Origin of the sequence: Bradyrhizobium sp. AUGA SZCCT0283 (assembly GCF_018130385.1) — a bacterium.
Lineage (GTDB): Bacteria > Pseudomonadota > Alphaproteobacteria > Rhizobiales > Xanthobacteraceae > Bradyrhizobium.
Map to the genome: position 1 here is coordinate 16,900 of NZ_JAFCLU010000048.1, position 21,928 is coordinate 38,827.

The window sequence follows — 21,928 nt, forward strand, 5'->3', positions numbered from 1 at the left end:
TGGCTGGAAATATCCGGAGCAACGCCATGAACGCCATGCCAGCCGATTCAAGCCAAACGCGCTCTCCCAGCAAGTACGACCGTCTGATCGCGGCGGCGCAGGCGGTGCCGCCGGTACCAACGATCGTCGCGCACCCCTGCGATGAAACCTCGTTGCGCGGCGTCGTCGACAGTGCGGCGGCAGGCATCATCCGGCCGGTGTTGGTCGGACCGGAAAAGAAAATCCGGGAGGCGGCCGCCAAATACCAGCTCGACATTTCCGGCTTCGAGATTGTCGATGCCCAGCACAGCGAGGCCTCGGCTGCAAAGGGTGTTGAGCTCATCCATGCTGCCAAGGGCGAGATGCTGATGAAGGGCAGCCTGCACACCGATGAGTTGATGCGCAGCGTCACCGCGAAGGTCGGCGGCCTGCGGACCGACCGGCGGATCAGCCATGTGTTCGTGATGGATGTGCCGGCCTACTCCGAGACGCTGTTTGTAACGGATGCGGCGATCAACATCTTTCCCGATCTCGATGCCAAGCGGGACATTGTCCAGAACGCGATCGATCTCTATACGCAAGCAGGCTTTGGCACACTGCCGCGGGTGGCGATCCTTTCGGCGGTCGAAACCGTCACCTCCAAGATCCCGTCCACGATCGAGGCGGCGGCGCTCTGCAAGATGGCCGATCGCGGGCAGATCACCGGAGGTGTGCTCGACGGACCGCTCGCCTTCGACAACGCCATCGATGTGGAGGCGGCGCGGATCAAGGGAATCAAATCCGAGGTTGCCGGCAGGGCGCAGATCCTGCTCGTTCCCGATCTCGAGGCCGGCAATATGCTGGCGAAAAATCTGGCCTACTTCGCCAAGGCAGATGGTGCCGGCATCGTGCTCGGCGCCCGGGTGCCCGTCGTTCTGACGTCGCGTGCGGACTCCGCGCGCGCGCGGATGGCTTCCTGCGCGGTGGCGGCACTCTATGCGCATGCACGGCGCCAGCATGCTCCAACGATTGCAGCGTGATGGCCATGGATACGATCCTTGTCGTCAATGCAGGCTCGTCAAGCGTCAAGTTCCAGATCTTTTCGGTCGAGGGAGAAGGGAAGCTGCGGCGCCTGATCAAGGGGCAGATGGACGGTATAGGCAGTCGTCCTCGCCTGCGGGCGAGCGGAGAGGACGGCGAACCGCTGGCCGAGCGCGCCTATCCGATCGAATCGGTCCCGGACATTCCGGCTGCGATGGGTATCGCCGGTGGATGGTTGCGGGACGAACTTCGCATCAGCCCGATGGCCGTCGGCCATCGCGTCGTTCATGGCGGTCCGGACTATGACCGGCCGGTGCTGCTCGACCATGGCGTCGCAGCCCGGCTGGAACGGTTCGTAGCGCTGGCCCCGCTTCATCAGCCCCACAACCTGGCCCCGATCCGCTCGCTTCTGGCCAATTTTCCAGCTCTTCCGCAAGTGGCCTGTTTCGACACCGCATTTCACCGCACACATGACGCGGTCGCCGACTACTATGCAATCCCGCATCAACTTCATGCCGAAGGCGTGCGCCGTTACGGATTTCACGGGCTCTCATACGAATTTATTGCGAAAACCTTGCCGCAAGTCGCACCCGACCTCGTAAATGGGCGGGTGATCGTCGCGCATCTCGGTAGCGGCGCCTCCATGTGCGCGCTGAAGAAGGGACGCAGCGTCGAGAGCACCATGGGGTTCACCGCCCTCGACGGGCTTCCCATGGGAACGCGGCCGGGGCAAATCGACCCTGGCGTCGTGCTCTATCTCATCGCGGAAAAAGGAATGTCGGCGTCCAATGCGCAGAGTTTCCTTTACCGCGACTGCGGATTGAAGGGCCTCTCAGGCATCAGCAACGATATGCGCGAACTGGAGGCCAGCCAGGATCCCAAGGCGAAGCTGGCGATCGACTATTTTGTCTATCGGGTCGGCCTTAACGCCGGCATGCTTGCTGCCGCGTTGCAGGGTTTCGACGCTTTCGTCTTCACCGCCGGTATTGGCGAAAATTCGGTGCTTATCCGGGCGCGGATCGCCGAACAACTGCGGTGGCTCGGCGTGACGCTCGACGAAGCCGAGAATTCCCGCCACGCGCGCCTGATATCACGTTCCGACAGCCGTATTCCTGTCTACGTCATCCCTACCGACGAGGAATTGATGATTGCCCAGCATACCTTGTCGCTGCTGGTGAACAGGCCGTCTTCCAACATCAGGCATGAGAGGGTGTCATGATCCCCGTATTTCCGGATACCAAGGTCGCCTTGAAGGGTAAGAAAGGCCTGATCGTCGGAATCGCCAACGACCAATCAATCGCCTGGGGGTGCGCCAAGGCCTTTCGTGCGCTCGGGGCTGATCTCACCGTCACCTATCTGAACGACCGCGCGAAAAAGCATGTCGAGCCGCTGGCACAGGCATTGGAGGCGCCGATCTTCATGCCAATGGATGTCATGGTCGAGGGCCAGACGGAGCAGGTGTTCGAACGGATCGCGAAGGAATGGGGACAGCTCGATTTCCTGCTGCACTCGATCGCCTTCTCGCCGAAGGAGGCGCTCCATGGACGCGTGGTGGACGTCGGTCGCGACGGCTTCCTCAAGACGATGGATGTCTCGTGCTGGTCGTTCATGCGCATGGCCCATCTGGCCGAGCCATTGATGAAGAATGGCGGGACCATGTTCACCATGACCTATTACGGCAGCCAGATGGTGGTCGAGAATTACAACGTGATGGGCGTGGCGAAGGCGGCGCTGGAAGCAGCTGTTCGCTACATTGCCGCGGAACTGGGCCCGAAGGGCATCCGCGTTCACGCGATCTCACCCGGGCCGCTGGCTACGCGTGCAGCGTCGGGGATCCCTGAATTCGACGAACTGATGGACAAGGCGCAGTCGAAGGCCCCGTCGCGCAGCCTCGTCAGCATTGACGATGTCGGAAACGCCACCGCATTTCTGGCGCTCGACGGCGCCAAGCTTATCACGGGTGGCGTGCTCTATATCGACGGTGGCTATCACGTCATCGATTAACGTGCTTCCGCGTGTCGCTCAGCGATAGTGCAGGGCGATCAACTCGGCGACGCAAGCGGGGCGCTTGCCGCCCTCGATCTCGATCACGAGATGATAATTCACACGTAGGCCATCTGGCGGCACGTCCTCCGCTTCGGCGACCGTAACGCGGCCGCGCAGCCGTGAGCCGGTCGGAACCGGCGCCAGATACCGTATCCGGTCTGCCCCGTAGTTCAGGGTATTGCGCAGACCCTTCAGGCCCATCACCGATCGAATGAAGAGCGGTGCGAGCGCGAGAGACAACAGTCCGTGGGCGATGGTGGTGCCACCCGGCAATTCCTTCTTCGCGCGCTCCTGGTCGACATGGATCCACTGCTCGTCGCAGGTCGCTTCCGCGAACTGGTTGATCCGCTCCTGCGAGACGTCGATCCAGTCGCTCACGCCGATCTCGGTGCCGATGGCGGATTTGATCTCGTTGAAGTCGCTAAATATCCGCATGTGCATTACCTGGTCAGATCTTCATTTCGGGGACGGTGTCGGGAATGACAAGTTCGGCCTCCGTTACGGCCAGGACCTCGGCGATGCTGACACCCGGCGCGGTTTCCAGCAGGCTCGCTTTGCCGTCGGAGAAAGCGATGACAGCCATATCAGTCACGACCAGGCTCACCGGCCGTGTTGACGTTAGCGGCAGAGTGCATCTGGCGACGATCTTTGATTTACCCTTTGCAGCATGCTGCATCGCGACGATAACCCGCTTGGCCCCGGTGACGAGATCCATCGCTCCGCCCATTCCCGGCACCATCTTGCCGGGGATCATCCAGTTGGCGAGATGTCCGTGCGCGTCGACCTGCAGGCCGCCAAGGACCGTCACATCGACATGGCCACCGCGGATCAATCCAAAGGACATTGCGCTGTCGAAAGTGCTGGCGCCCGGCAGGGCGCTGATCGGGCGTCCGCCCGCGTCCGTCAGAAGCGGATGAGCCATACCTTGCTCCGGTATAGGTCCGGTACCGATCAATCCGTTCTCGGACTGAAAAAATACCTTGAGGTCAGCCGGGACATAGTTGGCGACCAGCGTCGGAATGCCGATCCCCAGATTCACAAGGTCGCCGGCATGCAGTTCTTTTGCGACACGCCGGGCGATGACTGTCTGTCCATCCATGGTTCACCCGTTCGTAATGAGGTAGTCAACGAGCGGCGCCGGCGTTACGACATGGTCGGGTGCGATGACGCCGACCGGCACGATGTGCTCCGCCGTCACGATTACCGTGTCGGCCGCCATCGCCATGATGGGATTGAAGTTGCGCGCGGTCAGCGCGTAGGAGAGGTTGCCGAGATAATCTGCCAGAAATGCGTGAACCAGAGCGAATTGCGCCCGTATGGCGGTCTCGAGCAGAAACGTCGTCCCGTCTACCTCGATTTGGCGCTTGCCTTCCGCCACCAAAGTGCCAACGCCGGTCGGCGTGAGCACCCCTCCGAGACCGCATCCGCCCGCACGAATGCGCTCGGCGAAGGTCCCCTGCGGAACGAGATCGACAGCAAGCTGGTTGGCCAGCATCTGCTGCTGCGCTTTCGGATTGAGGCCAATGTGGGTCGCTGTGAGACGCGAAACGAGAGCCGCGTCAAACAGCTTGCCGATCCCTTTGCCGGGTGTCGCAGCGTCGTTGCTGACTATCGAGAGGTCGGTCTTGTGCTGCCGAACCACTTCGTCGAGCAGGCGCTCCGGTGTCCCGACACCCATGAAACCGCCGACCATAATTCTCGCTCCGGCCGGGATCATCGCAACGGCTTCTTCGACGGAAACGGCCATCATGATGGAAACTCCGCTCAGCAAACGATCAGTGAAAGGGCGGAAGCGATGTGGATGTTGGCGAGGGCCATCGGCATTCCTTTGATCTGCATCAAGGCTTTCCCGCTATTCCTCGCGGGACGTGGTAATGTCAATGAATCTCGAACTGCTCGCGCTTGACATCGGGTATTTCGGTGCCTGGTTCGGCGGGATTCCAAAGTAACACTCATCCAGAGAACGCCATGGTGCTTCAATTTCTGGTCGGCGGACTCGTCGGCGTGATCAACATCATGATCCATGCGCTGGTGACCGTCGCCGCGGTCGGCATTGCTCGCTCCGCAGGGTTGCGGCACACCGAGCGGCCGCGATTTCACTTGATGGCCGTTATGGTCGGCACCGCGGCAGCGCTGATGGTGGCGCACACGCTGGAGGTTTTCGTTTGGGTACTGGCCTATGCGATCGTCGGCGCGGCGCCTGCCGGCAGCGATCTGCTCTATTTCGCCTTCGTCAATTACACCACGCTCGGTTACGGAGATATTACGCCAGTGCAGGCCTGGCGGCTGACTGGGCCGATGACCGCGATGAACGGCATCCTGATGTTCGGTTGGTCGACTGCGGTTCTATTTGAGGTGCTTCGCAAGACGCTGGAGCATCTCGCGTCGATCGGCGCTTCCTGGTTCAGTTCTGCAGATCGAGGTCAGCGAGTTGCCGCCGGTCCAGAAGGATGATCTGGCGCTGATTGCTGCCGATGAATCCGATGATGTCGAGTTCATGCAGCCGCGACAGCGCGCGAGACACGGTTTCTAGTGTCAGGCCCAGATAGTCGGCGATGTCGCGCCGTGACATCGGCAGTGGCATGACGCCGGCCGCCGTAAGCCGTCGGTCCATCTCGATCAGGAAGGCGGCGACCCGCTCCAGCGAAGTCTTGCGGCCAAGCAGGAGCATGTGGTTTTCCGCGTGCTGTAGGTTGTCCGTGGTCATGCTGAGCAGGTTACGCGAGACAAGGGCGTCGCTCTCAGCCACCATCTCGAGGCTGCGACGCTTGATCAGGCGAACCGTGGTGGTCACGATCGCCTCCGCCGTAAACCGATGCTCGCTTCCGTTTTCCAGCCCGAAGATGTCGCCGGCAAGATGAAACGCTCCAATCTGGCGCCGGCCGTCCGAAAGCAGCTTGTAGCTTCGTACCGCTCCTTTCTTCACCTGATAGACATAGTCCGCCGGCTCCTTTTCGCCGTAGATTTCGGTGCCTTTCTTGTAGGTAAATTCGTTTAAACTTACCTTCGGATTTGACTCACTTGCTATTCCGAGTTCGCCCAGAGAAGTGGGGCGGGGGGCCGGATCAGTCGTGATGCGGACGAACATGGCCAACTCCTGAACGCTACATGGTTGTTGCCGGTGGTCTTGCCGCTAGGAAATATTTCTTAGGAAGGAATGCGTGCTCTCTCTGTAGTTGATTTTCTACGACGGCATTATTTTTGACTATTGTCTAAAGGGTCATTGTACCAAGGGACAGGTCTGTAATACCCTTCAGGAAAGGCAAGGATGGCTGTCCTAGCCCCCAAATTTGGATGACCGAGTCTCGGGCAGGCAGTGTTTGGTGAGTTCGATCAATCGTCGCCTTGGCGATGCACAGCTTGGATGGAGGCGATGCGATGTTGGCAGGTTGCCTTACTTGATCTGGCAAGGAGAAATCAGCGGTTCTGACTGACGGCTAGGAGGGGAAAATGCCTGGCCTTGTGTATGTGGTTGATGACGATACTTCCTTTCGGACAGCGATTCAGCGCCGGCTGAAAGTTGCAGGTTATGAAGTCGAAACCTATTCGTCGGCCGAACTATTGCTGGATCGTGTGCCGGCCGCTGAAAGGCCGGGATGCATCCTGCTGGACGTGCAAATGCCCGGGCTGAGCGGGCTGGAATTACAAAGCCGCCTTATCGAGCTTGGATCGAACCTGCCGATCGTCTTCGTTACGGGGCACGCCGATACCCCGACGACGGTGCGAGCCATCAAGGCGGGCGCCGAGGATTTCTTGACCAAGCCGGCATCATCAGAACAATTAATCGGCGCCATCGAGCGGGCCCTTGCGCGCTACGAGTCAGCGCGCAGCCAACGAAGCAAGCTCGATTCGATTCTCTCTCATTTGGCGCGACTGACGCCGCGTGAGCGTCAGGTCTTCGATTTGGTTGTGCGAGGCAAGATCAACAAGCAAATTGCCACGGAATTGGGAACGACCGAGCGCACCGTGAAAGCACATCGCCATGAGGTGATGGAGAAGATGCAGGCGCACTCGCTCGCGGAACTGGTTTCGAATGCAGAACGGCTCGGTCTTATCGATCCTAGCAGTAATTCGGGAAGCTAATCGGCATTTTGTCTGCCGAGGCAGGGTTCCCGTGGTGAGATCCTGTACAAGAGGACAATATGAAAACTCGCTGACAGGGTGTCTAAGGCAATGCGGATAAAGCGTCGGCTTGTTGACTAATGCGGGTCTCCAGACCGTTGAAATTTGCCGCAGTGCAATGGCGCAGTAGCCAACGCTTTTGAGAACCCGAAGGCCGCTCATCTTGCGCACACCCAAATCGATCCTTGTCGTGGACGACGATTCTTCGATGCGCAAGTGTATGAAGCGGCTCTTGAATGAGCATGGCTTCAATGTAGCATTATTCGATTCGGGTGTCGCGCTGCTCCGTCGTGCGGATTTCGGTAGCGCCTTTTGCGTTATCATTGACATCAATTTGCATGACCAATCTGGCATAGATTTGCGGCGTCAGCTCGCTGATAGAGGCGTTCGATTGCCGGTAATTTTTATCACTGGCAACGACAGCGACTCGAACCGCTCAGCCGCAGTCGAGGCGGGATGTATCGGCTACCTATCGAAGCCATTCGCGGCCCGATCGCTTATCGAGGCGGTCGAGGCAGCTCTTGCGGAAGTATTCTAGCGCGATCAGTCTTCTTATTCGTCCATGTCCTGCTCGAACGTCTGCGCCGGCGCGCCCTTGTTGACGGAGGCGAACTGTGTGAGCGGAAGCGACGTCGGTTTGAATCGACGAATTCCAGTCGAAGCGCTTGTCCCGAACCCATTTCCCGGATTATCTTGGGAGCCGCCACGGTGGCGCGATGCAGGTGTTGGTGAGACACCAGGTATAAGGCACGAGATGGGGCTGCTCTTGGTCAATTGTGAGTTTGATAGGCTTTTTGCAGGTACATGCTGACGAGGGAGAATATCTGCAGCCGTGCGCTGCCGTCGCCCTCCCGCTCGATGATATCCAGACGGACCGCCATTTGACCGGTTGAAAGCTTGCCGGTGATCGAGGTGCGGCAAAGCATCTGAGCACCGCCGGGCTTGAAGCAGAGTTTTCGCCAGTCTCCATAAGTGACGTCACGGCGACGCCGGGCACAGGCGTTTGATGCCGACGGCTACCGTCAACGGCAGAAGGATTTCCGGAGTGGCGGAGATGGCCCACCTGACTGTGTCCATGGTCACATCCGCCGGTGCACCGTTCGATAATGTATAAATTTGATTCCCGGGAACTCGTCGAAAGCTTGATCCAGATCAATCCGCGTCGGGCTCGATCCGTGGTGGCACTGCCAATCGTCCTGCTTCGCTGCGAGATTCGACCCGATGAGGAACTCCTATGAAGTCTCGCTCGGTTCAGCGAACAGGCTGGACACGGATTTTTCCTCCGTTGACCTGGCTTGCCGAATATGAGTCGTTCTGGTTGCGCCATGATGCGATCGCCGGAGTGACGCTCGCTGCCTATGCTATCCCGGTGTCACTGGCCTATGCGGGCCTTGCCGGGTTGCCGCCCCAGGTCGGCATTTGTGGCTATATGCTTGGCGGCTTGGGCTACGCTCTGCTTGGGTCGTCCCGCCAGCTTGCGGTAGGCCCGACCTCCGCAATCTCGCTCATGATCGCCAGCAGCGTCGGGGCGCTGGCCGGAGGGGACGCGATACGCTTCGCACTGATCGCGAGTCTTTCGGCATTCGCGGTGGCGCTGCTTTGCCTGATTGCCTGGCTCTTGAAGCTCAGCATTCTCGTCCGCCTCGTCAGCGACAGCATTCTCGTCGGCTTCAAGGCTGGGGCTGGGCTCACAATCATAATGAGTCAGCTACCGAGCCTGTTCGGCGTGGCCGGTGGCGGCCACAACTTCTTCGATCGGGCAATCCGGCTTGCGGGTCAGGTCGGCGACATCAATCTGCTCGTATTGGCAATTGGAGTCACGGCGATCCTGCTTTTGCTCCTCGGTGAACGGTTTCTGTCGGGCAAGCCGGTCGGGCTCGCCGTAGTGGCCTTATCAATCCTCATGGCAACCTTGTTCGGGCTTGCGGCACTGGGCGTACCTGTCACCGGGAACATCCCGGAGGGATTGCCGGCATTCGAGGTGCCCACTTTCGGGATGCTCGAATTCCAGGAGCTGTTTCCAATAGCGGCCGGATGTCTGCTGCTAGCCTATATAGAAGGTGTTTCGGCGGCCCGGAGTTTTGCAGCGAAGCATGGATACAGTCTTGACGTCCGGCAGGAATTTCTGGGGCTGGGGGCTGCCAACCTCGCAGTTGCGTTTGGCCATGGCTATCCCGTGGCCGGCGGGTTGTCGCAGTCCGCCGTCAATGACACGGCAGGAGCGCGCACACCCCTGGCGTTGGTGTTCTGCTCGTTTGCCCTCGCGCTCTGCCTGCTTTTCTTTACGGGGTTGCTGACCAACCTTCCCAAGGCGGTGTTGGCTGGCATTGTCTTTGTTGCCGTTTACAAGCTGGTCGATGTCCGTGCGCTACTTCGCATGTGGAGGGTAAGCCGTATCGACTTCTATGCCGCGGTTATCGCGCTCGTGTCCGTGCTGCTGCTTGGGATCCTCCAAGGCGTCCTGCTTGCTGCCCTCGCCTCCATCTTCCTGCTGCTTGGCCGGGCATCGAATCCCAACATTGCGTTCCTCGGGCGGCTTCCTGGAACGGGCCGCTATTCCGACAGCGCCAGACACGAGGGTGTGGAGCCGCTGGTCGGTGTCATCGCGTTCCGCCCCGAAGCCTCGCTGCTCTACATCAATGCCGAGACGATTCTGGAGACGGTCTTGAAGGCTCTTCGAAATTCATCTGACGTAAGGCTGGTTGCCTGCGATCTCTCGGCATCCCCTTACATCGATCTGGCCGGGGCACGCATGTTGCTCGATCTCCATGATGAGCTGGCATCGCACCATGTGGCGTTGTGCATCGTCGGCGCCCATGCCCAGTTGCGTGATCTGCTACGGGCGGAAGGCCTGGCGGAGAAGACGGACAGTGGCCAGTGGTTCCGGACACTCGACAGCGTGCTGGGCGAGGGCAATGCCAGGGAACGATCCGGTCTCCGTGAAGAACGGAAGCCTGGCTTTTGAACGGCTCTCGGGTATTGCGCCGATCGAACCCGAATAAGCCTCGGCCGGACGTCCCTGACGCCCAATTGCATTGCGGAGTGCAGCATTCGTCGCAGCTTGGCGAGTTCGTTTCGAGAGCCTGCGACCTTTGATTTGGATCAAGGGCGCGGAAAGGCAGGGGACAAATGTCCAACGACACCTAGCCCGCACAGAAACGCATCGATCAGCTCTCTCTATCTCTCGGTCCGTTCGAAGGCTGGCTCATCAGAGCATGACTCTTCAGAGGAAAAACCCTCATGAGAAAGTTTAGCACAAGCGTTGCCTGGCTTGCTTTGCTCTTTGGCGTAGCTGGCACCAGTACGCCATCGCGAGCTGAAACCGGCCAGGTCGCGGTCGTCTTCACCAAGGGCGGATTCATCGTCGGAGTCGGAGGCGGCGAGGGTGTGCTCGTGCTCCGAGGCAAGCGCTACCCGTTCACCGTATCGGGCATGAGCGTCGGCTTCACGATCGGAGCCTCGACGACCAAGCTTGTTGGACGTGCCCTCAATTTGAGAGGACCGGCTTCGATTGAAGGCTCGTACAGCGCTGTCGGAGCCGGGGGTGCCCTTGCGGCTGGCGCGGGAGGCGTTCAATTGCAGAACGCCAATGGCGTAATCTTGCAGTTGAGTGGCCCCAAGGTCGGCGCTGAGGTGTCGGCAGCAGTCGGTGGGGTAACGGTGCGTTTGAAATAGATCCGAACCGGACGGGCCGCGCAGTATGCGGCCCGATGCGCTCAGTAACGTTCCGCCACGAAGGTCATCCCGCTCAAGCCAGCTTGGTCGTCATAGCGTCCCTTGTTGGAACGCTCGGCAGCTTGGTCTTGTCCTTCAGCACGCGCTTGTGCGGGATCAGTTTCAACGCGTGATCGCCTTGATCGCGCCGCCCTTGCCGGCGGCATCCCGGCCTTTGAACAGGACGATGACCCGAAGCTTGTTCGCCTCACCCATTCCTGGAGATGGCAAAGCTCGACCTGGAGCTTCCCAGCTCTTTCTCATAGACCTTGCTCATCCCGTCCGCGGGCGTGCCGGCTGACACGCTCACTGTTCCATTCAAGCCAGATCCGCCGAACTGACCTCAGCCCCAGGAAATGGTGACGGCGATGTCGCCTGGAACACCTCCCGGGTATTCGATGACCTGGTAGCTGATGCGATAGCCTCGCGGTTTCAGGTAGTCGGTCCAGAGTTGGAATATTTCCCTCGGAATTCCGGTCAGCGTATTCTCCCAGCCCTTCTCCTGCTGGATGATGGCACGGCCCTTGTCGGTGCACAGCGAGTTGGGGAACCGATAGACCTGCACTTCCGTCATTCCGTTTCGCACCGCCCGCTGGATGACGGTCGAAGCCAGTTGGACCTTTTCGGCTTCGCTCTTGCCGGACGGTTGGCTGAGTCGCTCGATCAGGGCGCGTTTCTCGGCTTCGGCAGCGGCGGCAAGGCGCGCGTATTGTTCTGCCTGTTCGGCCTCCTTGAGGGCTGCTTCCTTCAGGATCTGCTTTGCACTGGGAATGAGGTCATCGATGCTGACGGGCATGGCTGATGGCTCCTGAGTGGTTGTTCGGCTTCAGCATTGCCCCAAGGCTAGGCGGGGCCGACGTCATTCCCTTGATTCAAATCAAGCAATCCGCATCGCATGGCGCTCACGGTCCTCGGGAGGTCTGCGAAAGGGTCAGTTCCATTTTGGGAGAGAATATTGAGCGAGCAGATTCATCCGATGGGCCCGCATCATCTACCGTTCTACCTTGCTCCGGGGAGCGGGACCGATGTCATGATGGTGGTGATGGGCATTTTTCTGGTTGCCGCCCTTGTCTGGGTCGGCACGCTTTATTTGCGATTGCATAGCCTCCCGGAGCGCATGGCGCACAAGTCGGAGAAACTGCAGTTCGAGATCGTGGCCATTCTGGGCCTGCTGGCGCTCTTCACGCACATCCACCTGTTCTGGGTAGCAGGACTGCTGCTTGCCATGATCGATATCCCCGATTTCGGCACACCGTTGCGCAGTATCGCAGGATCGGTCGAGAAGATCGCAGACGCCAAACCGGATACCGCTGTCGAAGCTGAGGTTTCACTTTCGCCTCATCTTCCGGAGAAGAAGAGCGGGAATGTCCCAAGGGAGGCGAGGGGCGGCCATGTTTGAGCTCATCATTTGCTCCCTTGTGACGATCCTTCCCGATTATCTGTATCGCCGCTATGTCCAGAACAAGCGGTTCGGGAAGGAAATCACGTTCTATTCGGTCTGGTACGAGCTCAGATGGGGCATCACCGGCTGTCTGTTGCTCACGATTTCGCTGATAACGATGATCTTCTATTTTCATCCCGCGACCAACTCCGCCACGTTGTTCTTCAGGACAATCCCTATTCTTCCCGAGGGGTCGGGACGTGTGGCGGAGGTTAAAGTTGGCTTCAGTGCACCAGTCTCCAAGGGAGACGTCATCTTCAGGCTTGATAGCTCGAAACAGGAGGCGGCGCTCGAAACGGCCAAGCGCAAGATCGCTGAAGTCGATGCCGCAATGCTGACAGCGGAAGCCGACGTCACGAAGGCGGAGGCCCAGATCCAGGAAGCGAGGAGCGCGCATCAGCAGGCCAAGGACGAATTGGATGTGAAGAGCGACCTGCAGCGTCGCAATCCCGGAATCGTGCCGCAACGCGACATAGAGAAGCTACAGGTCGCCGTGGACCAGCGCCAGGCCGGAATTGACGGCGCAGTGGCCGGCAAGCAATCCTTGGTGGCTCGGCTTTCGACGCTGTTGCCGGCGGAAAAGGCGAGCGCCGAAGCAGCGTTGGCACAGGCACAGGTGGATCTGGACAAGACCTTCATCCGCGCCGGCGTTGCCGGACGAGTCGAGCAGTTTGCGCTGCGCATAGGGGATGTCGTCAATCCACTGATGCGGCCTGCGGGAATTCTCATCCCAGAAGGCGCCGGCCAGCGAGTGCTGCAGGCGGGGTTCGGCCAGATTGAAGCTCAAGTCATGAAGGAAGGGATGGTTGCGGAGGCGACCTGCATCTCAAGACCCTGGGTGATCATCCCGATGGTGGTTACCACGGTTCAGGATTACATCGCCGCCGGCCAGTTTCGCGGTGGAGAGCAACTGGTCGAAGCGCAGAACGTTGCAAGACCCGGAACGATCCTTGTCCATCTGGAGCCTCTCTACAAGGGCGGTCTCGAAGGTGTTACGGCCGGCAGCAGTTGCATCGTCAATGCCTACACCAGCAATCATGAGGAGATCGTCGCGAAGGAGACCAGCACAGGCCGGAAAATCGTCCTGCACGTCATCGACGGCGTCGGACTGGTACATGCGTTGCTGCTCCGGATCCAGGCGCTGCTGTTGCCGATCAAGACACTGGTGCTGAGCGGTCACTGATAGGTCAAGGGAAACGCGATGAGTGCGCTTCGAAAGCTGGTTATGGCTGCTGCCATTGCGGCAGGCTCCGTCCCGCTATGGCCGCAAGAGGTGAACGCATTCGAGTTCACCGGTGCATGGGCCACGAGCGCGGACCAGTGCAGCAAGGTGTTCGCCCGCAAGGGACGCTCGAACCAGGTCAATTTTACGAAGTTCTCCGGCGTGTACGGCGGTGGCTTCATCGCTGAAGCCAATCGCGTTCGCGGCAAGTTTGAAAATTGTCAGATCAAATCGAGGAAGGACAGCGATCAAACCGTCAATCTCGTCGTCGCCTGTGCCTCGGGCATCATGCTTTCAAACGTCCAGTTTTTCCTCAAGGTGATTGATGACAACACGATCTCCCGCGAGTTCCCGGGGATGGAGGGAATGGAAGTGAAGTATCACCGCTGTCAGATCTAGCTGATGTTCGACGGATCGATGGAGCTTGACCTAGATCAAGAGAAGCGGCGGTGCATGGGACTGAATGGCGTCGACCAATGGAGAAACGCCATGAGTACCAGACAAAGAGCGAGTACATTGATCCAAAGCCTGCCACATGCAGCCTTGGTCGCGGTCATCATTGTATTCACCGCCCAGTCGGCGCGGGCAGATGATCCTGCAAAGTTTCTCAAGGCGATGACTGACTACACCGCCGCGCAGAAATCCATTTCAGCTACGTTCGACAGCGATATTGAAGTCGTCACACCCGACCTGCAGAAAGTCCAGTTCACCAGCTCCGGAAAACTGCAGCTCACGCGACCGGACAAGCTGCGGATCAGTCGAACCGGCGGCTATGCTGACGTTCAGCTGGTCTATGACGGCAAGACGGTTTCGATCTACGGCAACAATGCGAAGGCCTACGCGCAGGCCGATCTTGCCGGCACGATCGATCAACTGGTCGACCTGATTCAGACAAAGTCTGGTGCGGCAATGCCGGGCACGGATCTGCTGCTCTCCAACGCCTACGACGAGTTGATGTCCAATGTTATCATGGCGAGTCACATCGGGCAGGGAGTGGTCGACGGCGTCGAATGTGAGCACCTTGCGTTCCGCGGCATCGACACCGACTGGCAGATCTGGATCGAGAGCGGCGCGCAGCCAGTACCCCGAAAATACGTGATCACCAGCAAGACACTGGCAGGCGCGCCCCAATATACGCTCAGGATCAAGGACTGGAAGACCGATGCCGTCGCTGATGCCGACACCTTCGTATTCAAGCCTCCTGCCGACGTGACGAAGGTCGACCTGGATTCCGGCGTCATGGCGGAATTCGATGAGCTTCCCCCCGGAACACCATCAGGAGCAAAAAAATGATCCGGTCACGAAAAGTCTTCATGCTGGCGGCCGCCCTTGCAGCCTTCGCCGCAGGGATGGCATGGAACGACGGAAGCCTCGTCAGCAATGGAATATTCTCCGAAGCCCAGGCAAGGATCGGCCGGCCGCTCACGCCGATGAGCTATGCCGGGGTCGCCCGGAGGACGACTCGCCGCGCCGTTGCCGCAGGCGCTGCCGTCGGCACGATAGGTGCCGCGGGCGCGTATTACGGGTCCTCATGCGTGCAGGTCGTGGACGCCTACGGTCGGGTCACCACGCGCTGTTGACGTCGTCGTCCGGCCCGGCTGAGACCCGCACTGCCGCTGGCACCGGAAATGTGCTGGAATGGGCCGTTCGGACTGCCGGGGTAAGAGGATGAGCGGACGCGACCCGATCAGAGCGATCAACCTGGGTTGGCCAGCCCTCGCTGCCCGTCTCTGCGTCTGCCTGCTGGTTCTGTCCGCCACCATGCTGTCCGGACCGGCGAGCGGCGCCCTCAAAGACGAATCGAAGCGCGTGGTGATCCTTCATTCCTTTGGCCGCGATTTCAGACCCTGGGGACATTATGCGAAGGCCATTCGCGAGCAGCTGGATCGTCTGTCGCCGTGGCAGTTGGACATTCAGGATCATTCGCTGATTACAGCACGTTCCAGCGATGAGAATCCTGAGCCGGCGTTTGTTGCCTATCTGAATACGCTCAATTCCGGGCACGCTGCGGATATCGTCATTTCCATCGGTGCGCCGGCCGCGAATTTTGTTCAGCGAAATCGTGCGCGCGTGTTCGCTGCAACCCCGCTGGTTCTGACGGCCGTCGAGCAACGTCGAATCCAGTCTTCCAGTCTGTCCGACAACGACGCTCCTGTTGCAGTTGCTCATGATTTTCCACGCTCCTTCGAAACGATCCTTCGCGTTCTACCTGGCACGAAACGAATTGTCGTTATCAATGGTGCATCGCCAAATGAGAAGTTCTGGCTCGGTGAGCTCCGCAAGGAGGCAGCACTTCTTGGGGACAAGGTTGAGTTCGTTTGGTACGACGATTTGTCATTCCAGGACATCTTGAAAAAGTGTGCCGCGCTGCCACCGGACACGGCCATCTTTTGGCATCTCATGAACGTCGATGCGACCGGAGTCGTCTACGAAGGCGATGCCGCGCTTCAGCAGCTCCACGCGGTGTCCAACGCTCCAATCTTTTCGTACGACGACGGTTTTTTTGGCAAGGAGATCGTGGGCGGTCCGATGCATTCGGTCATCGATCTTAGCCGCCTCACCGCCAATGTGGCCATTCGCATCCTTGGCGGAGAGAAACCGAGCGATATCAGACCTCCGGCGCTCGGCTACGCTGACCCAAAATTCGATTGGCGCGAAATGCGGCGCTGGGGCATCAGCGAGAGCAACCTGCCTGCGGGAAGCGTAGTCATGTTTCGTCAGCCCGGCATATGGGAAGAATATATCTGGCAGATATCGCTGATTGCGAGCGTCATTCTGATCCAGGGAGCATTGATCGGCGGATTGCTTCACGAACGGCGTCGCCGCCATCTCGCCGAAGTCGAATCGCGCCAGCGCCTAGCGGAGCTTGCACACCTCAACCGCTATTCGGCAGTCGGCGAGCTGACGGCTTCTGTCGCGCACGAGCTAAATCAGCCGCTGGGCGCCATTCTTACCAACGCCGAAACGGCCGAGCTCATGCTGAAGGGCGCTTCACCGGATATCGACGAAGTGAGGGAAATTCTCGCTGACATCAGGCGTGACGACGAGCGCGCCAGCGAAGTGATACGGCGGCTGCGCGGCGTGCTGAAGAAAACACCTTATGAAATGAAATATATCGACTTGAACGAGACGGTACGCCAGGTGATCGGATTTGTCACGGCCATGGCCCACGGGCGCAATATCGTACTGAAGTGCGGTACGACCTCCGCCGACCTGAACGTCAAAGGTGATGCTGTTCAGCTGCAACAAGTCGTTCTGAATCTGATTATCAATGCAATGGACGCGATATCCGAAGCGGAGGCCAAGGAGCGCGAAATCAGCGTAACGACGAACCTTTCGGGCGCCAGCGCGGAAATCAGGATTAGCGACACCGGTCCCGGTATAGCGACCAGCGATCTCAAGAATGTCTTCGACCCGTTCTTCACGACAAAACCGCAGGGTATGGGCATGGGACTTGCGATAGTCCGCACCATCGTCGAAGCCCACCACGGACAGATTTCTGCGGCAAACCAGTCGTCCGGCGGTGCGCTTTTCACGATCAGGCTTCCGATTGCCCGCGGTCGATCAACTTCGACCTGATACACGCGGCCACGCTGCTCGTGCGCCGCAGCAGGGCGGTACCGCTGGTTTCCTTGATCTTTATCAAGGAATGACCTCGCCTCGGACCGATGCTTGCGGCGATGAGCCCAAGGAGGGTGCGATGTTCCGCTGCAGCAAGACTCTTGTCGCGCTCGCGTTGCTGATGGCGAACCCTGTCGCCGTCTCGGCGCAAACGGCCGACAATCCGCCTGCTCCCAGCAGCACGCCGCAACCGGCGGCCCAATCGCCGCCGAGTGCAGAACTGTTGAAGCCCGAACAACTCGAGGCGCTGGTAGCTCCGATTGCGCTCTATCCCGACGAGTTGCTGGCAAATGTCCTGGCGTCATCGACCTATCCGCTGGAAGTCGTACAGGCGGATCGCTGGCTCAAGGCGCACAAATCCCTGAAAGGCGACGCACTGAAAAAGGAAGTCGAGAAGCAGTCGTGGGACAACAGCGTTAAGGCGCTCGCAAGCACTGCAGACGTCATTTCGATGATGAGCGACAAGGTCGACTGGACCAAGAACCTAGGTGACGCCGTGCTGGCGCAGCAGCCGGATGTGATGGATGCGATCCAGCGTCTGCGTACCAAGGCCTATGACAGCAAGAAGCTGGTCACCACCAAGCAGCAGAAGGTCAGCGTTCAGACACAGGAAAACAGGCAGGCGATCGTCATCGAGCAGGCGGATCCCAATACGATCTACGTTCCGTATTATGATCCGGCGACGGTTTACGGAAGTTGGCCCTACGCGGAATATCCACCCTATTACTTCGGGTACCCGTCCTATATCGGCGCCGGCGTGATCGCGGCCGGTCTCGCCTTTGGTACGGGCTGGGCGATCGGACGTTGGGGCAATTACTGGGGCGGCGGATGCAACTGGGGCAATCGCAATCTCTACGTCAACCACTACAACAGGATAAACAACGTCGGGAACAACTGGCAGCACAACGCGGCGCATCGCCAGGGCGTGCGGTACAACAACGCGAGCGTTCAGCAGCGCTTCGGCAACAACAACCTGAAGGCCGGCGCCTCCAATCGGATGGATTTCCGCGGCCGCGATGGGCAGCAAGTGCTTCGTCCGGGACAAGACCGACCAGGCGGCGGGGACCGCGTCGGAGATCGCGCCGGCGACCGTGGCGGTGACCGCGTTGGGGATCGTGCCGGTGGTGATCGTGGTGGCGACCGCGCGGCCGCGCGTGACCGGCAGGGTGGCGATCGTGGCAATCGTTCGAGCACAGCGGATCGCGCCAAGGGGAGTGCCAAGGGGAGTGCCAAGGGTGGCGGTGATCGCGCGAAGGCCGCCAATCGTGGCGGCAGTGGCAGTCGTGGTTCGGCCATGAACGTGTCGTCGGGCAGGGCGGCCGCTGCGCAATCGGCGCGCGGTCGGGCTAGCATGGCCAGCATGGGTCCGCGGGGCGGTGGTGCGGCATTTGCCGGTGGAGGCGGCTTCCGTGGCGGAGGTGGAGGCGGCGGCTTCCGAGGCGGTGGCGGTGGCGGCTTCCGCGGCGGCGGTGGCGGCGGACGGCGCTCCGACATCGAATTGAAGCATGACGTTGTACTGCTCGGCCATCTCGCCAATGGTCTCGGTTACTATCGCTTCAGCTATCTAGGCGGCAGCAAGCCCTACGTCGGCGTCATCGCGCAGGAAGTGCAGCGCCTGGTGCCGGAAGCCGTGACTCGCGGTCCGGACGGGTATCTCCGCGTCCATTACGAACAGCTGGGATTGAAGCTCCGCTCGTACACTGACTGGCTGGCCGGCGGCGCAAAGATTCCTACGCCACCGGAGGTCTTGCCATGATCGGGCTGAAATCGCTCTGTCGCACTACTTCGGTGGGCCTCGGCGCCATCGTGGCAGTGGCTTTGTTGACCTCTGCGTCCCTGGCGCAGCAGGCCTATCCCTCGCCGGAAGACGCTGCGGCGGCACTGGCCGCCGCGGTCAAGCTCGGCACGACGAGCGCCATTCTCAAGGTTCTCGGCAAAGATGGCCAAGACATTGTCGAATCCGGCGATGATGTTGCCGATGCCGAGATGCGCCAACGCTTCCTGTCTGCCTATGACGCGAAGCACTCCATCAAGGCCGAGGGAAACAAGAAGGCTACGCTCGTCCTTGGCGCAGACGATTTTCCATTCCCGATTCCTTTGGTGAACAACAGGACTGGCTGGGAGTTCGACGCCGCCGCCGGGCGTCAGGAGATTCTGTATCGTCGCATCGGACGCAACGAACTGGACGCGATTCAAACCTGTCTGGCTTTCGTGGATGCCCAGAACGAATATGCCGAGAAAGATCGCACCGGGGAGGGGGCGGGGGTCTACGCACAACGCATCGTCAGTAGCCCAGGCAAGAAGGATGGGCTGTTCTGGCGTGACGATCGCGATCCGAGCCCGCTTGGCGAATTGGCGGCCCAAGCCTCAGCCGAAGGGTACAAGGTCTCAGAGCAAGCGGCGCCCTATCATGGCTATTACTACCGGATTTTGAAAGGACAGGGTTCTGACGCGCCGGGCGGAGCTTTGAACTATGTCGTCAAGGGAAAGATGATCGGCGGCTTCGCGCTGATCGCCTATCCTGCCGAGTACGGAAATTCCGGCGTCATGACCTTCTTGGTCAATCATGCCGGTACCGTCTACCAAAAGGATCTCGGAACACGCACCGACAGCATCGCCAAGCGCGTTTACTTGTTCGATCCGGATCAAACCTGGAAGAAGGTCGATGTGGCGATCCCTTGAACGCGGGAAAGCTGAAGCGATGTCATCTATATATAGTTCGGTATATATAGTTCGGCTCGCTGCGATCGTGCTTTTCGCCGCTGTTCTTTCAGCGACATCATCGCTCGCGCAGGCGCCTGGCTATGTCCGAGTCAAGCTGGTGAAGGCGGGCCTGATGGCGGGCGCCGGTGGCGGCAGCGGCGTCCTGACGTATCGCGGTCGCGATTACCCGTTCAGAGTATCCGGTTTCAGCCTGGGTGTTACAGCAGGAGCATCGGTCAGCCGGCTGGAGGGATGGGCTTCAGGCATAAGGCAGGTCAGCGATTTTGCCGGCTCCTACAGCGCCGTCGGTGCTGGCGGCGCCTTTGTTGGCGGCGTCGGAGGCGTTCACCTGGCGAATCAAAAAGGTGTGAGGATTGACCTGCAGGGACCTAAGGCGGGAATCGAGTTCGCTGCGAACCTCAGCGAGGTCAGGATTTCATTGAGGTGAGCCTACTCGGCTGCCGCTCGTCGGCCGAGGTGCAGTTCCGATCTCCCAATATCGCTAAGCACTATCGTGCCAAAGTGATCCGTCTTTCCGAAACGCAGGCCGAACCGGAGTCCAATGGCGAAGCTCGCGAGGACATCCGCTCACTGGTTGGCGAGGTGGTGATAACCCCCGGAGAGAAGCGAGGCGAGAGCCGCGCGATCCTGCGCGGCGAGTTGATGGCCATTCTCGACCTTGCCGCCGGCCGGCGGAGGTCCTCCAAGTCGGAAGTTATAAACAAACGCGCTTGCAGGTCCCTGCAACCAAACAAGCAGCTGATTTGTCTGCTTAAATCCAAAAAGCCGCTCTTTTGAGCGCCATTTTGCTTATCAAGAATCGCCACCGAGTCGCCACGCGCGTGGTAGAGCCGAGGTCGGCATCGGGAGAAAAAGCGCTGTCTCGCAGCCCTACACGGTTCTGATCCTTGACCCGGCTTCTTTAGGCGAACAGCTCAGCGCCGGACAGCGGTTTCCAAGAACTCCTGCACAGAGCGCGGTACCTCATCGTATTCCGGAAAGCGCCGACGCAGCTCGTCGGCAATATCGACCGTGACGTCGCGCGACCAACCCTCGGCGGTATTGAAGGCGACGATCCGCACCGGATGGCTAAACTGGTCTTCCAGGAGACGGCGGATCAGCGCCTCGCGGTCGGTGCCTTCCTCGTCTGCCTCCCACCATGCGCGTCCGAGCCTGCCAAAATCGTTTAGCACCAGATAGATGTCGTGATCGCCGCGATGCGGCACGATGGACGGGGAGCGAGGCATACAGAACAACTCCCGCGCGAAAACAGAGCATGGAACTTTACTCTGTTCCAATCTCCCTGTGTTTGGAAAATCCGAGGTAAATCAACCGGATGATAGATAAGGGCGCGATGGGAGCCTATCCTCACGCCGCTGGACGTTCACGCATCTAGTCCAGCAAACCTTGGCCTCAGCTCTTGCCAAACTCCGAGCTGGGGCCTTTTCGCTTCTAGCGAACAGTGCGGCCGTTTCCAGTGCCTGAGCTGCCAAAACTATCTCGGTGGCTGAAGTCCCGGTAACGACAACCACTCATCGATGTGAGCGGTAGTGGCTAGCTGCCTGATCTTTTTCAATAGCGCTTCCTTCTCAGCAGAGGTCGGCATCGTTGCAACCTGTGCCTCTAGCTGTGCTCGCTCGGCTCCGATGCGAAGGTGTGGGGCTGTGATCGTCGGCGTACCATAGGATAGCCCTTGGGTGGCCTGCCCCAATACAAAACGCCGAACACGTACTTGCGATCCCGGTTGGGGTTCCGCGATGGTCGCCCCGGGTGGACCCACGAGTGAAATGGGCTAGCTCGCCGATCGGTGCGACGCATGCGGAAGCAAATCCGTATCGCGAGTTCGAATCTCCCTCGCTCCGCCAGCTCACCCAAGGCCATGTCTTCTCTGGGCGAACTGGTAGGCAATTAAGCCCAGTATGCGGATTCCGGGGATTGCGGCCAGGGATTCCGATTGAACGCGACCATGCATTCCGATCGAAGGCGGCCACCTGTTCCGACGAAGGCGGCCGGGGTGTGGTTGCCGGCATGAGGAATTGGGTCAGGTTTTCTTGGTTGCG

25 protein-coding genes and 1 pseudogene are annotated in these 21,928 nt (G+C 59.7%); 18 read left to right on the forward strand and 8 right to left on the reverse strand.

Translation table 11 applies throughout. The features are described from left to right. Positions 1 to 35: 35 nt before the first annotated feature. Genes JQ624_RS35225 through fabI form a run of 3 tightly spaced genes read left to right on the forward strand, consistent with a single transcriptional unit; the run spans position 36 to position 3,003 of the window. The gene (locus JQ624_RS35225) at positions 36 to 998 is read left to right on the forward strand and encodes a phosphate acetyltransferase (RefSeq protein ID WP_212423503.1); all 963 of its coding nucleotides are present in this window, start codon (positions 36 to 38) and stop codon (positions 996 to 998) included. Between the two features lie 5 nt (positions 999 to 1,003). After that, the gene (locus JQ624_RS35230; protein ID WP_212423504.1) at positions 1,004 to 2,218 is read left to right on the forward strand and encodes an acetate/propionate family kinase; all 1,215 of its coding nucleotides are present in this window, start codon (positions 1,004 to 1,006) and stop codon (positions 2,216 to 2,218) included. Beyond that, positions 2,215 to 3,003, forward strand: a complete 789-nt coding sequence (gene fabI / locus JQ624_RS35235; protein ID WP_212423480.1) for an enoyl-ACP reductase FabI — start codon at positions 2,215 to 2,217, stop codon at positions 3,001 to 3,003. Before JQ624_RS35230 ends, fabI begins: the two co-directional genes overlap by 4 nt. An 18-nt stretch (positions 3,004 to 3,021) precedes the next feature. Here the strand turns inward: fabI and JQ624_RS35240 are convergent, their stop codons facing one another. The 3 genes from JQ624_RS35240 to JQ624_RS35250 are packed head-to-tail and all read right to left on the reverse strand — an operon-like array spanning position 3,022 to position 4,795. Continuing rightward, complete coding sequence (locus JQ624_RS35240) at positions 3,022 to 3,480, reverse strand: MaoC family dehydratase (RefSeq protein WP_212423481.1); 459 nt, start codon at positions 3,478 to 3,480, stop codon at positions 3,022 to 3,024. Positions 3,481 to 3,493: 13 nt separating this feature from the next. Then, positions 3,494 to 4,144 (reverse strand): 3-oxoacid CoA-transferase subunit B, encoded by a 651-nt coding sequence (locus JQ624_RS35245; RefSeq protein WP_212423482.1) that lies wholly within the window; start codon positions 4,142 to 4,144, stop codon positions 3,494 to 3,496. Positions 4,145 to 4,147: 3 nt separating this feature from the next. Next, positions 4,148 to 4,795 carry a CoA transferase subunit A gene (locus JQ624_RS35250; RefSeq protein WP_212423483.1) on the reverse strand — a complete coding sequence of 216 codons (648 nt, stop codon included), beginning with the start codon at positions 4,793 to 4,795 and terminating at the stop codon, positions 4,148 to 4,150. Between the two features lie 218 nt (positions 4,796 to 5,013). Between JQ624_RS35250 and JQ624_RS35255 the strand changes: the two genes are divergently transcribed. Then, complete coding sequence (locus tag JQ624_RS35255; protein WP_212423484.1) at positions 5,014 to 5,499, forward strand: potassium channel family protein; 486 nt, start codon at positions 5,014 to 5,016, stop codon at positions 5,497 to 5,499. Here the strand turns inward: JQ624_RS35255 and JQ624_RS35260 are convergent. After that, complete coding sequence (locus tag JQ624_RS35260) at positions 5,450 to 6,133, reverse strand: helix-turn-helix domain-containing protein (RefSeq protein ID WP_212423485.1); 684 nt, start codon at positions 6,131 to 6,133, stop codon at positions 5,450 to 5,452. The genes JQ624_RS35255 and JQ624_RS35260 overlap by 50 nt on opposite strands. A gap of 362 nt (positions 6,134 to 6,495) precedes the next feature. Here JQ624_RS35260 and JQ624_RS35265 point away from each other — a divergent pair, with 362 nt between their 5' ends. After that, the gene (locus tag JQ624_RS35265; protein ID WP_212423486.1) at positions 6,496 to 7,128 is read left to right on the forward strand and encodes a response regulator transcription factor; all 633 of its coding nucleotides are present in this window, start codon (positions 6,496 to 6,498) and stop codon (positions 7,126 to 7,128) included. 229 nt (positions 7,129 to 7,357) lie between these two features. Then, positions 7,358 to 7,705, forward strand: a complete 348-nt coding sequence (locus JQ624_RS35270; protein WP_312014549.1) for a response regulator — start codon at positions 7,358 to 7,360, stop codon at positions 7,703 to 7,705. A gap of 232 nt (positions 7,706 to 7,937) precedes the next feature. Here JQ624_RS35270 and JQ624_RS39015 read toward each other — a convergent pair whose 3' ends face one another. Then, positions 7,938 to 8,093: a hypothetical protein gene (locus JQ624_RS39015; RefSeq protein ID WP_249130315.1), complete on the reverse strand. Its 156-nt coding sequence runs from the start codon at positions 8,091 to 8,093 to the stop codon at positions 7,938 to 7,940. Between the two features lie 308 nt (positions 8,094 to 8,401). Here JQ624_RS39015 and JQ624_RS35280 point away from each other — a divergent pair, with 308 nt between their 5' ends. Both JQ624_RS35280 and JQ624_RS35285 read left to right on the forward strand, forming a co-directional pair. Then, entirely contained in the window at positions 8,402 to 10,132 is a 1,731-nt protein-coding gene (locus tag JQ624_RS35280; RefSeq protein ID WP_212423488.1) for a SulP family inorganic anion transporter, read from the forward strand. 275 nt (positions 10,133 to 10,407) lie between these two features. After that, positions 10,408 to 10,842: a hypothetical protein gene (locus JQ624_RS35285; RefSeq protein ID WP_212423489.1), complete on the forward strand. Its 435-nt coding sequence runs from the start codon at positions 10,408 to 10,410 to the stop codon at positions 10,840 to 10,842. Between the two features lie 168 nt (positions 10,843 to 11,010). On the opposite strand, the pseudogene JQ624_RS35290 reads toward JQ624_RS35285, so the two are convergent. Together JQ624_RS35290 and JQ624_RS35295 are read right to left on the reverse strand one after the other, a co-directional pair. Beyond that, a pseudogene (locus tag JQ624_RS35290) lies at positions 11,011 to 11,158 on the reverse strand (polyphosphate kinase 2); the annotation flags it as partial. Positions 11,159 to 11,224: 66 nt separating this feature from the next. Beyond that, positions 11,225 to 11,677 carry a hypothetical protein gene (locus JQ624_RS35295; RefSeq protein WP_212423490.1) on the reverse strand — a complete coding sequence of 151 codons (453 nt, stop codon included), beginning with the start codon at positions 11,675 to 11,677 and terminating at the stop codon, positions 11,225 to 11,227. Between the two features lie 180 nt (positions 11,678 to 11,857). Here JQ624_RS35295 and JQ624_RS35300 point away from each other — a divergent pair, with 180 nt between their 5' ends. The 10 genes from JQ624_RS35300 to JQ624_RS35345 all read left to right on the forward strand — a co-directional run bounded on the left by JQ624_RS35300 (position 11,858) and on the right by JQ624_RS35345 (position 20,666). Next, positions 11,858 to 12,280, forward strand: coding sequence for a hypothetical protein (locus JQ624_RS35300; RefSeq protein WP_249130317.1), 423 nt, complete (start codon positions 11,858 to 11,860; stop codon positions 12,278 to 12,280). After that, a complete protein-coding gene (locus JQ624_RS35305) occupies positions 12,273 to 13,505 on the forward strand; it encodes an HlyD family secretion protein (RefSeq protein WP_212423492.1) in 1,233 nt (410 codons plus the stop codon). The genes JQ624_RS35300 and JQ624_RS35305 overlap by 8 nt, the downstream gene beginning before the upstream one ends. 18 nt (positions 13,506 to 13,523) lie before the next feature. Beyond that, positions 13,524 to 13,943, forward strand: a complete 420-nt coding sequence (locus JQ624_RS35310) for a hypothetical protein (RefSeq protein ID WP_212423493.1) — start codon at positions 13,524 to 13,526, stop codon at positions 13,941 to 13,943. Positions 13,944 to 14,033: 90 nt separating this feature from the next. Next, the gene (locus JQ624_RS35315; RefSeq protein WP_212423494.1) at positions 14,034 to 14,837 is read left to right on the forward strand and encodes a DUF2092 domain-containing protein; all 804 of its coding nucleotides are present in this window, start codon (positions 14,034 to 14,036) and stop codon (positions 14,835 to 14,837) included. After that, positions 14,834 to 15,124 (forward strand): hypothetical protein, encoded by a 291-nt coding sequence (locus JQ624_RS35320; RefSeq protein WP_212423495.1) that lies wholly within the window; start codon positions 14,834 to 14,836, stop codon positions 15,122 to 15,124. Before JQ624_RS35315 ends, JQ624_RS35320 begins: the two co-directional genes overlap by 4 nt. An 88-nt stretch (positions 15,125 to 15,212) precedes the next feature. Continuing rightward, positions 15,213 to 17,123: a sensor histidine kinase gene (locus tag JQ624_RS35325; protein ID WP_212423496.1), complete on the forward strand. Its 1,911-nt coding sequence runs from the start codon at positions 15,213 to 15,215 to the stop codon at positions 17,121 to 17,123. Positions 17,124 to 17,244: 121 nt separating this feature from the next. Continuing rightward, the gene (locus tag JQ624_RS35330) at positions 17,245 to 18,921 is read left to right on the forward strand and encodes a DUF3300 domain-containing protein (protein ID WP_212423497.1); all 1,677 of its coding nucleotides are present in this window, start codon (positions 17,245 to 17,247) and stop codon (positions 18,919 to 18,921) included. Then, complete coding sequence (locus JQ624_RS35335) at positions 18,918 to 19,847, forward strand: DUF2950 domain-containing protein (protein ID WP_212423498.1); 930 nt, start codon at positions 18,918 to 18,920, stop codon at positions 19,845 to 19,847. The genes JQ624_RS35330 and JQ624_RS35335 overlap by 4 nt, the downstream gene beginning before the upstream one ends. Continuing rightward, positions 19,831 to 20,316 carry a hypothetical protein gene (locus JQ624_RS35340; protein ID WP_249130316.1) on the forward strand — a complete coding sequence of 162 codons (486 nt, stop codon included), beginning with the start codon at positions 19,831 to 19,833 and terminating at the stop codon, positions 20,314 to 20,316. The genes JQ624_RS35335 and JQ624_RS35340 overlap by 17 nt, the downstream gene beginning before the upstream one ends. After that, entirely contained in the window at positions 20,313 to 20,666 is a 354-nt protein-coding gene (locus JQ624_RS35345) for a hypothetical protein (protein WP_212423499.1), read from the forward strand. The genes JQ624_RS35340 and JQ624_RS35345 overlap by 4 nt, the downstream gene beginning before the upstream one ends. Positions 20,667 to 20,803: 137 nt before the next feature. On the opposite strand, the gene JQ624_RS35350 is transcribed toward JQ624_RS35345, so the two are convergent. Further along, positions 20,804 to 21,115, reverse strand: a complete 312-nt coding sequence (locus JQ624_RS35350) for a hypothetical protein (protein WP_212423500.1) — start codon at positions 21,113 to 21,115, stop codon at positions 20,804 to 20,806. Positions 21,116 to 21,928 lie beyond the last annotated feature (813 nt).

Excerpts from the sequence above, each read along its gene's own strand:
- JQ624_RS35225 (WP_212423503.1), top strand. The coding sequence starts at position 36 with ATGCCAGCCGATTCAAGCCAAACGCGCTCTCCCAGCAAGTACGACCGT.
- JQ624_RS35230 (WP_212423504.1), top strand. The coding sequence starts at position 1,004 with ATGGATACGATCCTTGTCGTCAATGCAGGCTCGTCAAGCGTCAAGTTC.
- fabI (WP_212423480.1), top strand. The coding sequence starts at position 2,215 with ATGATCCCCGTATTTCCGGATACCAAGGTCGCCTTGAAGGGTAAGAAA.
- JQ624_RS35240 (WP_212423481.1), bottom strand. The coding sequence starts at position 3,480 with ATGCGGATATTTAGCGACTTCAACGAGATCAAATCCGCCATCGGCACC.
- JQ624_RS35245 (WP_212423482.1), bottom strand. The coding sequence starts at position 4,144 with ATGGATGGACAGACAGTCATCGCCCGGCGTGTCGCAAAAGAACTGCAT.
- JQ624_RS35250 (WP_212423483.1), bottom strand. The coding sequence starts at position 4,795 with ATGATGGCCGTTTCCGTCGAAGAAGCCGTTGCGATGATCCCGGCCGGA.
- JQ624_RS35255 (WP_212423484.1), top strand. The coding sequence starts at position 5,014 with ATGGTGCTTCAATTTCTGGTCGGCGGACTCGTCGGCGTGATCAACATC.
- JQ624_RS35260 (WP_212423485.1), bottom strand. The coding sequence starts at position 6,133 with ATGTTCGTCCGCATCACGACTGATCCGGCCCCCCGCCCCACTTCTCTG.
- JQ624_RS35265 (WP_212423486.1), top strand. The coding sequence starts at position 6,496 with ATGCCTGGCCTTGTGTATGTGGTTGATGACGATACTTCCTTTCGGACA.
- JQ624_RS39015 (WP_249130315.1), bottom strand. The coding sequence starts at position 8,093 with ATGCTTTGCCGCACCTCGATCACCGGCAAGCTTTCAACCGGTCAAATG.
- JQ624_RS35280 (WP_212423488.1), top strand. The coding sequence starts at position 8,402 with ATGAAGTCTCGCTCGGTTCAGCGAACAGGCTGGACACGGATTTTTCCT.
- JQ624_RS35285 (WP_212423489.1), top strand. The coding sequence starts at position 10,408 with ATGAGAAAGTTTAGCACAAGCGTTGCCTGGCTTGCTTTGCTCTTTGGC.
- JQ624_RS35295 (WP_212423490.1), bottom strand. The coding sequence starts at position 11,677 with ATGCCCGTCAGCATCGATGACCTCATTCCCAGTGCAAAGCAGATCCTG.
- JQ624_RS35300 (WP_249130317.1), top strand. The coding sequence starts at position 11,858 with ATGGGCCCGCATCATCTACCGTTCTACCTTGCTCCGGGGAGCGGGACC.
- JQ624_RS35305 (WP_212423492.1), top strand. The coding sequence starts at position 12,273 with ATGTTTGAGCTCATCATTTGCTCCCTTGTGACGATCCTTCCCGATTAT.
- JQ624_RS35310 (WP_212423493.1), top strand. The coding sequence starts at position 13,524 with ATGAGTGCGCTTCGAAAGCTGGTTATGGCTGCTGCCATTGCGGCAGGC.
- JQ624_RS35315 (WP_212423494.1), top strand. The coding sequence starts at position 14,034 with ATGAGTACCAGACAAAGAGCGAGTACATTGATCCAAAGCCTGCCACAT.
- JQ624_RS35320 (WP_212423495.1), top strand. The coding sequence starts at position 14,834 with ATGATCCGGTCACGAAAAGTCTTCATGCTGGCGGCCGCCCTTGCAGCC.
- JQ624_RS35325 (WP_212423496.1), top strand. The coding sequence starts at position 15,213 with ATGAGCGGACGCGACCCGATCAGAGCGATCAACCTGGGTTGGCCAGCC.
- JQ624_RS35330 (WP_212423497.1), top strand. The coding sequence starts at position 17,245 with ATGTTCCGCTGCAGCAAGACTCTTGTCGCGCTCGCGTTGCTGATGGCG.
- JQ624_RS35335 (WP_212423498.1), top strand. The coding sequence starts at position 18,918 with ATGATCGGGCTGAAATCGCTCTGTCGCACTACTTCGGTGGGCCTCGGC.
- JQ624_RS35340 (WP_249130316.1), top strand. The coding sequence starts at position 19,831 with ATGTGGCGATCCCTTGAACGCGGGAAAGCTGAAGCGATGTCATCTATA.
- JQ624_RS35350 (WP_212423500.1), bottom strand. The coding sequence starts at position 21,115 with ATGCCTCGCTCCCCGTCCATCGTGCCGCATCGCGGCGATCACGACATC.